10 protein-coding genes are annotated in these 9,916 nt (G+C 48.8%); 3 read left to right on the forward strand and 7 right to left on the reverse strand.

All coding sequences use genetic code 11. The features are described 5' to 3' along the window. The 3 genes from FC814_RS23325 to FC814_RS20635 form a co-directional block, all read right to left on the reverse strand. Nucleotides 1-1,767, reverse strand: a 1,767-nt coding sequence (locus FC814_RS23325) for an ESPR-type extended signal peptide-containing protein (RefSeq protein WP_301546383.1), incomplete at its 3' end; no start/stop codon positions are given. Between the two features lie 43 nt (nucleotides 1,768-1,810). Continuing rightward, nucleotides 1,811-2,494 (reverse strand): hypothetical protein, encoded by a 684-nt coding sequence (locus tag FC814_RS20630; protein WP_137326397.1) that lies wholly within the window; start codon nucleotides 2,492-2,494, stop codon nucleotides 1,811-1,813. A 481-nt stretch (nucleotides 2,495-2,975) separates the two neighbouring features. Next, the gene (locus FC814_RS20635) at nucleotides 2,976-3,338 is read right to left on the reverse strand and encodes a YibL family ribosome-associated protein (protein WP_000665680.1); all 363 of its coding nucleotides are present in this window, start codon (nucleotides 3,336-3,338) and stop codon (nucleotides 2,976-2,978) included. A gap of 269 nt (nucleotides 3,339-3,607) precedes the next feature. Here FC814_RS20635 and yibT point away from each other — a divergent pair, with 269 nt between their 5' ends. Further along, nucleotides 3,608-3,817, forward strand: coding sequence for a protein YibT (yibT, locus tag FC814_RS20640; RefSeq protein ID WP_000517102.1), 210 nt, complete (start codon nucleotides 3,608-3,610; stop codon nucleotides 3,815-3,817). Nucleotides 3,818-3,827: 10 nt separating this feature from the next. On the opposite strand, the gene mtlR is transcribed toward yibT, so the two are convergent. From mtlR to mtlA, 3 genes are all read right to left on the reverse strand, one after another. Then, complete coding sequence (mtlR, locus tag FC814_RS20645; protein ID WP_105290598.1) at nucleotides 3,828-4,415, reverse strand: mannitol operon repressor MtlR; 588 nt, start codon at nucleotides 4,413-4,415, stop codon at nucleotides 3,828-3,830. Further along, on the reverse strand, nucleotides 4,415-5,563 hold the full coding sequence (gene mtlD / locus FC814_RS20650) for a mannitol-1-phosphate 5-dehydrogenase (RefSeq protein WP_137326398.1): 1,149 nt from the start codon (nucleotides 5,561-5,563) through the stop codon (nucleotides 4,415-4,417). The genes mtlR and mtlD overlap by 1 nt, the downstream gene beginning before the upstream one ends. A 229-nt stretch (nucleotides 5,564-5,792) precedes the next feature. After that, nucleotides 5,793-7,694, reverse strand: a complete 1,902-nt coding sequence (mtlA, locus tag FC814_RS20655) for a PTS mannitol transporter subunit IICBA (RefSeq protein ID WP_137326399.1) — start codon at nucleotides 7,692-7,694, stop codon at nucleotides 5,793-5,795. A 536-nt stretch (nucleotides 7,695-8,230) separates the two neighbouring features. Here mtlA and FC814_RS20660 point away from each other — a divergent pair. Both FC814_RS20660 and FC814_RS20665 read left to right on the forward strand, forming a co-directional pair. After that, on the forward strand, nucleotides 8,231-8,593 hold the full coding sequence (locus FC814_RS20660) for a DUF3302 domain-containing protein (RefSeq protein ID WP_000479623.1): 363 nt from the start codon (nucleotides 8,231-8,233) through the stop codon (nucleotides 8,591-8,593). A 2-nt stretch (nucleotides 8,594-8,595) separates the two neighbouring features. Next, the gene (locus FC814_RS20665) at nucleotides 8,596-9,732 is read left to right on the forward strand and encodes an HlyD family secretion protein (protein ID WP_000364946.1); all 1,137 of its coding nucleotides are present in this window, start codon (nucleotides 8,596-8,598) and stop codon (nucleotides 9,730-9,732) included. Nucleotides 9,733-9,856: 124 nt separating this feature from the next. Here FC814_RS20665 and FC814_RS23690 read toward each other — a convergent pair. Next, nucleotides 9,857-9,916: IS1 family transposase (locus tag FC814_RS23690; RefSeq protein ID WP_071528444.1), on the reverse strand; the 60-nt coding region annotated here is incomplete at its 5' end.

The raw sequence follows: 9,916 nt of genomic DNA on the forward strand, positions 1-9,916 counted from the left end.
CGTCAGTTCACCCGCCGTAACGTTAGTGATTTTGCTGGTGGCTTCAGTGCCGTGTGCGGCAGTGAATACGCCAGCGGCGTCATCCCATTTCAGCGCATCTTCACCGAGGCTATTCACCGTATCAGTCAGATTAGTGATATTGGTGGTGTTGTTAGCAACATCGCCAGTCAGGTTGGTGATATTAGTGGTGTTGGTTGCCACGTTATCGTTAGTGGTTTTCAACTGAGAACCGTTAACCGCATCGGTACTGGTCTCCGTCAGTTCACCCGCCGTAACGTTAGTGATTTTGCTGGTGGCTTCAGTGCCGTGTGCGGCAGTGAATACGCCAGCGGTGTCATCCCATTTCAGCGTATCTTCACCAAGGTTAGTCACCGTATCAGTCAGGTTAGTGATATTGGTGGTGTTGGCGGCAACGTCATTCGTCAGGTTAGTGATGTTAGTGGTGTTGTTAGCAACATCGCCAGTCAGATTGCTGATATTAGTGGTGTTGGTTGCCACATTGTCGTTAGTGGTTTTTAACTGCGAGCCGTTAACCGCATCTTTACTGGTCGCAGAAATATCGCCATCCTTAATATTGGTAATTTTGCTGGTGGCATCGGAGCCGTGTGCTGCGCTGTATGCCTTTTTAACCGAGTCCCATTGCAACGTATTATTGTCGAGACCCTCTAATGCGTCGCCGACATTACCAAAGACACCGCTTTGCAGTTGATAGCTAGGAGCGGTAACTATTCCTGTCCCCGTCGTATCGACGGAGGCTCCACCACCAAGGCGATCGGCTATTGATTTGCTAATATCAAAAAGTTGTGAGCCATTGATGGCATCGTTGCTATCCTTAGCGATACTCCCTTTTGCCATATTAACAATTTTACGCTGTAGTGTGTCGTTCCCCACAGAAACACTATTCTCTAGCTTTGCGACAGAACCTGTGCCCAGGGCAACGGAGTTAGCACCTGTTACACTGGTTTGGCCACCAATCGCAATACTGTTTTCAGGTCCTGCTGAGCTTTTTTGTCCAATCGCAATACTGTTTTCGTTACCTGCCAGACTACTATTACCCAACGCAATAGAATTTACACCATCTGCCTTTCCTGCCTGACCGAAAGCCATTGCTCCAGCTTTAGTTGCCTGAGCCGCTTTTCCGAGCGCAACGCTATTATCCGCGTTAGCTATGCTGCCTGAACCCAATGCCAGACTATATAAACCATTTGCCTGCGACTCGTATCCGAAAGCAATAGCCTCATCACCATCAGCCGTTGATGCATTCCCGAACGCCAGGGAATTCAGCTTACTGGCGCTAGCGCCCAGCGCAATTGCATAATCCCCAGCGGTCCTACTCGAACTTCCGATTGCAATTGCCCGGCTTCCTGTAGCTTCCGCACCTTGCCCAAATGCCGAAGATCTCTCTCCCGTTGCTTTGGTTTGGTAACCATATGCTGATCCCCCTATACCAGAGGCATCGGCCAAATAACCTATCGCGACTGAGGCTGTCGTTACTGGCGTGCCATCTGATGATGTTTTCGATGAAGCTTTAGCACCCTTACCAATAGCAATCCAATAATCTTCAACAGGTACATCTTCACTACTTTTACCACCATCGAGACCGACAGAAGCGCTCGTTCCAAACGACGACATCAACCCACCTGCAACCAGCGCAGAAATTAACAGCTTGCTGCGCCCGCTCTTTTTCCCACGGCTTTTTGCCGTTTCGCTGGCGACGCTGTAGCTCCCTGTTGCCGGGTTCCAGATAACTTTAAAAATTTTGTTCATTGTTGTTGCTCTCTATTCCTTGATATAAGTGCAATGACTGCATTTATTTTTTGCTTTTTTTCTGCCGGTTATCAGCAGGTGGAAGGTTGTCGAAGTTGATATTCTGCATATTAATAGCCAACTTCAGGTATTTCAGGTTATTGGGCGACACCCCTTTTAACGTTAAGTTAATGTCTTGCCATTGCCCTGGTAATAATTTCAGCGTGGAGTTCATGGTGGTACTAAATAGTAGCTGTTGCCATTTGGCATATTCTTTTATATCACCCGGTCTTTCACCGCCCCAGGTGGCATGAAAACCAATATTTGATACGGGAATACTTAATAAATTGGCCAATGACATATGAATAACACTGCCATTTTCTATTGCTTCAACAGATAACACCCTGCCGGCAATACCTACCGAACCGTTATTTAAAATGAAATATTTTGTTTGATCGGGGTTAAATTCAGTAAAGACAAATGTATCTTGATGATGCTTAATCTCTTTCACTACCTGAGCCAGCGGCTTTGTACTGTTTATTAGACTAATGCTTTGTTTTTCAATGGTGTTTGTCTTTTTGGTTTCTTGTTCTAGTCGTTTTTCGAGTTGATCAATTCTGGCCTTTTGTTCTTCTTGTTGTTTTGTGAGTTCATCAACGATTTTGTTTTTTTCGACATAGTCACAACCTGACAGCATCAGTATTGTCGAAGCCGCCAGGACGCTTATCAATAATTTATTCACTTTCATATAAAGTTATCCTTACATATCATCCCTGATATCAACGCGGTCTAAGGGATGTGTCCATTTGTGGTTGATGCTTTTGCGATTTATACGGCTGGCTTTATGAATGTTGCGAATATATTTGTTATGAAAATTATTTATTAAGTTTTAAAATTGTTTAATTGTGTTAGGGAGGCGGATTTTAATGAGGAGGGTTATCAGATGTCAAACACTGCATTTAAAGCAGAAAAATAGCTTTCATTTAATATTCACACAATAAATGTTTTGGGTGAGTTTTTAGAATGTGGATGGAAAAAATAACGGCAAAAGTTTTATTTTATGAATGATATCTTCCATTTTTAGGCGTCGAACCAAACCTTTTACTGAATGCATTTTCAGATTTAGTGCCATTGGTAAAAAGTAGACTCTACGAGGAAACAGAGGAGGATATTTGTTACATCCCGCATTTAGAAACGCGGGATGTGAGGGAGATATACAGGTAAGAGGGTTAAAACGCTGTCTTTGAGAACCCGGTCATCTCTTGCAGACCCATTTCACGACCCAGTGCGGTCATCGGATGTACAACCACAAGCCCCCGAACGCTTTTCTTCAGCTTACCCATATCGGCTTGTTCTTTTTTGGTAATCGCGCGCTGGAACGGCATCTTCATTAGCTTTTGTGCTTCCTTACTGAGTTTCTGGCTATGAACTTCACGCAGGCGGGCAATTTCAGCTTCCAGTGTAGCTTTCTCTTTTTCCAGCTCGGCATATTTGTCTGCGGCTTCAACCAGCGACAGATCTGCCTGCTGGTGACGGATGGCGTCCAGACGATCGCTGAGACGTTTGATTTCGTTTTTTTCGACTTCTTTCATGGGATGGCTTCTGATAAAGATAAATTTATAGCCCCTAGTATGCGCGACGAGGTGCTTTGTTCACAACCGATGGCATTGTAATAGTTTTGTCGGGTAACAAATCTTGTGTTCAAAAATCATATAATATATTGATTAATAAACAATATAATCAGAAGGTGAGGGCAAGCGTTGTGGATTTCGCACGTTTTCCTTAATGTCATTTTTATCGGGATCTAAACTAAAATCGGCGGTCGCGCTTTCCCGGCGCGGGGTAATACGGAGATATTATTATGGGCAAATTAGGTGAAAACGTTCCGCTTCTTATTGATAAAGCCGTAGATTTCATGGCATCAAGCCAGGCGTTCCGGGAGTATCTGAATAAACTTCCCCCCCGTAACGCGATTCCATCCGGTATACCTGAGGAAAGCGTGCCGTTATATCTACAACGTCTGGAATATTATCGCCGACTTTATCGGCCGAATCCGGTAGAGGAGAAGTAAGCGAAAGTACTTACTTTTGAAAGGCTTTTTTTAAGCTGATTTTGGAAATCAGCTCTGTCAGTGAAAGGACCATTGTTGATCGCACAGCCTGTTGGTAACGCTGAACTTGCATCGCATACAAACTGGAGTCTATTGGTTCAAACTGTGGCGGCGGTGGTAGTGCCGCCACGCAATGCAGTTCGCCAAATGGCCCAAGAATTTCATCATCGGTAAATGCGTACTCGTTGCCGTCGTGGTTCAGCTCTTCCCGCAGTGCCATCAATAGTTCCGCATCTTCGTATTCATGGCGACTAATTACGCCAAGCCCATAAATCAGCTTTAAGCGCACGGACAGGTCGCCCAGCGGACCATCGCCGTCGAGTAACGGTTCTACAGCATACTTCACCGCGTAATCGTCTTTGCGGAATACCTGAAGCACCAAAAGATTCACCGCCTCGGTCAGGAGATCGACGGCGGTAATCAGAAAGCTTCGCACGGTTTTGCCAGCATTCAGACGCTCAAGCACACGGTTTTCAAAGGCCTGGGTTTGTTCCATTGTTGCCTGCATATCTGACAATCTGTTATTCGGGCGCAGGGTGTCCTGCGCCTGGTTCATCATTATTGCATTGCGTTATAAGCGGTTACCGCCTCGGATACAACCTCGCTGTTGGCATCAAGACCGGAAATCTGTGCCAGCGCCGCCTGCGGACCTTTGTCGGCAATCAGCGCCGCCAGTTCTTGTGCCTGAGGATCATCTTCACTGCAAAAGTGCATTGCAGCGGCAATACCTTCAATCAGATTTTTGTGCGGCAAGCTATATTCCAGCGTACCCAGCAGCGGCTTGATCAGACGGTCGCCAGCACTCAGTTTACGCAGCGGCTGACGGCCTACGCGCTCAACATCATCTTTCAGATACGGGTTTTCAAAACGACCGAGGATTTTCTGGATGTACGCCGCGTGCTTGTCCGCGTCAAAGCCGTAACGCTTAATCAGTACTGCGCCGCTTTCTTCCATCGCCCCTTTTACCACCGCACGGATTTTCTCGTCGAGAATCGCGTCACGAATAGTCTGATGACCCGCCAGTTTTCCAAGGTACGCGGTTATAGCATGGCCTGTGTTCAGGGTGAAGAGCTTACGTTCGACAAACGCCATCAGGTTGTCGGTTAACTCCATACCAGGAATGTTTGGCAGCGTGCCTTTGAACTGAGTTTTATCGACAATCCATTCGCTGAAGGTTTCTACAGTGACTTCCAGCGGATCGTTCGTTGCAGACGCTGAAGGCGGTACGATACGGTCAACGGCGGAATCAACAAAGCCAACGTGTTCTTCTACCCACGCTTTGGCGTCTTCCGGCAGGGCGTTCATCACATGGCCTTTCAGTTGCGTTGTGCCGCGTACCATGTTTTCACAGGCGATAATGTTCAGCGGGGAGTCATTACCTTGCTCTTTACGTTTCACCAGCCCTTTGGCGATTGCCGGAGCAATGCGTTCCAGCACGACCGGGCCAACTGCGGTGGTGACTAAATCAACCTGGGCGATTAAATCAACCACGTCGTCGCCAATGCTGCTGACGGCATTAACGCCGGAAACGGTATCCACCTGCTCGGTTTCGCCGACAACGTGAACCTGATAGCTATGACGGGCATTCAGGGCATCAAGTACCACCTGATTGACATCGGCAAACGTCAGTTGGATACCCGCGTCTGCCAGCAGTTTACCGATAAAGCCACGACCGATATTACCTGCGCCAAAATGTAATGCTTTCATAGTATTAACCTTCATCAATGTTTTTACCCAAGAGGGCTGGGGTGAGGCTTTTCCCTCACCCAAACCCTCTCCATGTGGAGAGGGGCAGCGCCGGATGCGGCGTAAACGCCTTATCCGGCCTACAAGAACGTGCAAATTTAACAAACTGCGCTTTGTTTTGTAGGCCTGATAAGCAAAGCGCATCAGGCAATCAGCCCCACCGTCTCCATGAGGAGAGGGTGGGCCTGGATTACTTACGACCTGCCAGCAGTTCCAGCACTTCATCCACGCTGGTGGTGTGTGCCAGACGCTCGATGACGGATTCATCATCCAGCGCGTTGGTCAGGCTGGTGATAACCTGAATGTGCTCGTTATTACGGGCAGCAATACCAATCACCAGGCGGGCAATGTCATCTTCTTCTTCACCGAAGCGCACACCTTCCGGATACTGACAGAACACCACGCCCGTTTTCAGTACGCGATCTTTCGCTTCAACCGTACCGTGCGGCACTGCGATAGACTCACCCAGATAAGTCGGGGTCAGTTTTTCACGATCCAGCATCGCCTGTACGTATTCCGGCTCAACATAGCCGCCTTTCACCAGTTGTTCGCCGGCAAAGCGAATCGCTTCTTCTTTGGTGGCTGCTTTGCGACCGAGGAAGATGTTCTCCGCACCGAGCTTAAACAGATTGGCGTTAGAATCGTCAAAGCTGTCTTTCACTTTCACTTCGTTTTCAGTATGACGCTGGGCAGCAACCAGACGTTCGGTCAGGCTGGTGTACAGGCCGCTGTCGAGGAAGTTAGTCAGCGAAATATGCTGTGCCTGCGGCACCTGGCGCATAGCGCGTTCAGTCAGGTCACGGTGAGTGATGACCAGATCTACATCCGGCGGCAGGTTGTTGATCGCGCTGTTAGTGACCGAAATCTGCGACAGACCTGCATCCTGAATTTTCTTACGCAGCACGCCTGCACCCATCGCACTGGAACCCATACCGGCGTCACAGGCAACGATGATTTTACGCACGTGGCTCAGGTCGTTAGTCACATCGCCCGCAGACAGCGGAGACGCACCTTTAGACTCAGCTTTCATGTCCTGCATACGACGAGTTGCTGCTTCAATATCGTCTTCTTCTTTCACTTTGCTGGTTTTCAGCAAAATAGCAGAGACAACGAAGGAGACCGCCATCGCCGCACACACACCCGCGATGTTAGCGAAGTAAGCACCTTTTGGCGTCATCGCCAGTACCGCGAGGATAGAACCCGGAGATGCCGGAGAAACCAGACCACCGCCCAGGATAGTCAGCGTGAACACGCCAGTCATACCGCCGAGGATAACGGCCAGAATCAGACGCGGATTCATCAGTACATACGGGAAGTAGATTTCGTGGATACCACCCAGGAAGTGGATGATTGCCGCACCGCCCGCAGACTGTTTCGCACTACCACGACCAAAGAACATGTACGCCAGCAGCACGCCCATACCTGGACCCGGGTTAGCTTCAATCAGGAAGAAGATGGATTTACCCAGTTCATGGGACTGCTGAATACCCAGCGGCGAGAAGATACCGTGGTTAATGGCGTTGTTGAGGAACAGGATTTTCGCCGGTTCAACAAAGATAGACGCCAGCGGCAGCATGTCATGGACAACCATGAAGTTAACGCCCGCAGCCAGCATTTTAGACAGGGCTTCAACAATCGGGCCAATGCCGAGGAAGGCCAGAATGGCGAGGATCATCCCGATGATGCCAGCGGAGAAGTTATTCACCAGCATCTCAAAACCGGATTTGATCTTACCGTCTACCCAGCGGTCGAAGTGCTTAATGCACCAGCCGCCCAGCGGGCCTGCAATCATAGAACCGAGGAACATCGGCATGTCTGCGCCGACGATAACGCCCATGGTAGTGATAGCACCAACCACGCCGCCACGTTCGCCGCCTACCAGCTTACCACCGGTATAACCGATCAGCAGCGGCAGGAGATAAGTGATCATCGGCCCGACCAGCTTCGCCAGCGTTTCGTTCGGTAACCACCCTGTTGGAATAAATAACGCGGTGATGATACCCCACGCGATAAACGCGCCGATATTTGGCATCACCATGTTGCTGAGGAAACGACCAAAGCTTTGCACTTTGATCTTAATATCGGATGACATAAAAACACCCCTTCTTATGTTTGCTGTCGCGCAGGCTGGAAGCCCGAGGTTTTTTGTTAATGTGGCGGCAGAGGTAGCCGGACCTTGTAGATACTGCGAAATCTGGCACTGAATCGGTTAACTGTCCAGTCGGCGGCCTTTTGTGTGATATCAGTCACATAAATATAGGGGGTAGAGAGGTAATTGACGTGATATTCATCACAAAATGACTGTGTAAAAAAACAACAAGACGGCGATTTTCGCTAAAAATGGCATTCAAATGTGAGTAATGTCACAATTTTATTTTGATGGTTTGTTGAATCTTTGTGATCTGAATCACAAGATATTTTCTTCGGTAATTCACCTGATGTGATCTGCAACATGTTCTGACTTTGCCTTAAGACAGTTTTGTAACTGAGCAACTCATCGCCTTTTAAAATTATCCTTCGGTGTGATGGCGAGATTGGCAAACGCAGATTAATGTCAAAGTATCAGCCTGACTCCCTTCCGGCTGCCAGCCAAAAAACAACACTGATAAGCGTGAATCCGAGGCAGATATGTTTCTAAACTACTTCGCGTTGGGAGTGCTGATCTTCGTCTTTCTGGTGATTTTTTATGGAATCATCGCGATACATGACATCCCCTATCTTATTGCCAAAAAGCGCAACCATCCCCACGCCGACGCTATTCATACGGCGGGTTGGGTAAGTCTGTTTACCCTGCATGTAATCTGGCCGTTTCTGTGGATCTGGGCAACGCTTTACCAGCCAGAGCGCGGCTGGGGAATGCAGTCACATGTTGCGTCGCAGGAGAAAGCGACTGACCCGGAAATTGCCGCGCTTTCTGACCGTATTTCCCGGCTGGAGCACCAACTTGCAGCTGAAAAAAAGAGTGACTATTCCACGTTCCCGGAGATCTGATTATGGATCTGTTAATTGTTTTAACTTACGTGGCGCTGGCATGGGCAGTATTTAAAATCTTCCGCATTCCGGTGAATCAGTGGACGCTGGCGACGGCGGCGCTGGGTGGCGTGTTTCTGGTGAGTGGTTTGATTTTATTGATGAACTACAACCATCCTTACACTTTTACCGCGCAAAAGGCAGTGATAGCTATCCCCATCACGCCACAGGTGACGGGGATCGTGACTGAAGTCACCGACAAAAATAATCAGCTTATTCAAAAGGGCGAAGTGCTTTTTAAGCTCGACCCGGTACGTTATCAGGCGCGAGTAGACAGACTCCAGGCTGATTTGATGACGGCGACGCATAATATCAAAACGCTGCGCGCGCAGCTCACTGAAGCGCAGGCCAACACCACTCAGGTTTCAGCGGAGCGCGACCGACTGTTTAAAAATTATCAACGTTATCTGAAAGGCAGCCAGGCGACGGTCAATCCGTTCTCAGAACGTGACATCGACGACGCGCGGCAGAATTTCCTCGCGCAGGATGCGCTGGTGAAAGGTTCGGTGGCGGAGCAGGCGCAGATCCAGAGCCAGCTCGACAGCATGGTCAACGGTGAGCAATCACAGATTGTCAGCTTAAGAGCGCAACTTACTGAAGCAAAATATAACCTTGAGCAAACCATTATTCGCGCACCAAGCAACGGCTACGTTACTCAGGTACTGATCCGCCCAGGCACTTACGCGGCAGCTTTACCGCTGCGTCCGGTAATGGTCTTCATCCCTGAGCAAAAACGGCAAATTGTTGCCCAATTTCGGCAAAATTCACTGTTACGTCTGAAACCCGGTGATGAAGCAGAAGTGGTGTTTAACGCGCTGCCTGGGCAGGTATTCCACGGCAAACTGACCAGTATTTTGCCGGTGGTGCCTGGCGGTTCGTATCAGGCGCAGGGGGTGCTGCAATCGTTAACGGTCGTGCCCGGAACGGATGGTGTGCTGGGAACCATTGAACTCGACCCTAACGCTGATATCGATGCCTTACCCGACGGCATCTACGCCCAGGTAGCAGTTTACTCCGACCATTTCAGCCATGTTTCGGTGATGCGGAAAGTGCTGCTGAGAATGACCAGTTGGATGCATTATCTTTATTTGGATCATTGAGGGGGAGGCCTGGAGGTACAGGCGCTATTGGCAGGAATAGTCACAGTTCTGGCTTACTGGCTATTGCCAGAACTGGTAGCTAAGTTCATGCCATTTGATGCATTTACTGGGTAATGACTCTAACTTATTGATAGTGTTTTATGTTCAGATAATGCCCGATGACTTTGTCATGCAGCTCCACCGA

The organism is Escherichia sp. MR (assembly GCF_005280595.1).
GTDB lineage: Bacteria > Pseudomonadota > Gammaproteobacteria > Enterobacterales > Enterobacteriaceae > Escherichia > Escherichia ruysiae.

Excerpts from the sequence above, each read along its gene's own strand:
- FC814_RS20630 (WP_137326397.1), bottom strand. The coding sequence starts at position 2,494 with ATGAAAGTGAATAAATTATTGATAAGCGTCCTGGCGGCTTCGACAATA.
- FC814_RS20635 (WP_000665680.1), bottom strand. The coding sequence starts at position 3,338 with ATGAAAGAAGTCGAAAAAAACGAAATCAAACGTCTCAGCGATCGTCTG.
- yibT (WP_000517102.1), top strand. The coding sequence starts at position 3,608 with ATGGGCAAATTAGGTGAAAACGTTCCGCTTCTTATTGATAAAGCCGTA.
- mtlR (WP_105290598.1), bottom strand. The coding sequence starts at position 4,415 with ATGATGAACCAGGCGCAGGACACCCTGCGCCCGAATAACAGATTGTCA.
- mtlD (WP_137326398.1), bottom strand. The coding sequence starts at position 5,563 with ATGAAAGCATTACATTTTGGCGCAGGTAATATCGGTCGTGGCTTTATC.
- mtlA (WP_137326399.1), bottom strand. The coding sequence starts at position 7,694 with ATGTCATCCGATATTAAGATCAAAGTGCAAAGCTTTGGTCGTTTCCTC.
- FC814_RS20660 (WP_000479623.1), top strand. The coding sequence starts at position 8,231 with ATGTTTCTAAACTACTTCGCGTTGGGAGTGCTGATCTTCGTCTTTCTG.
- FC814_RS20665 (WP_000364946.1), top strand. The coding sequence starts at position 8,596 with ATGGATCTGTTAATTGTTTTAACTTACGTGGCGCTGGCATGGGCAGTA.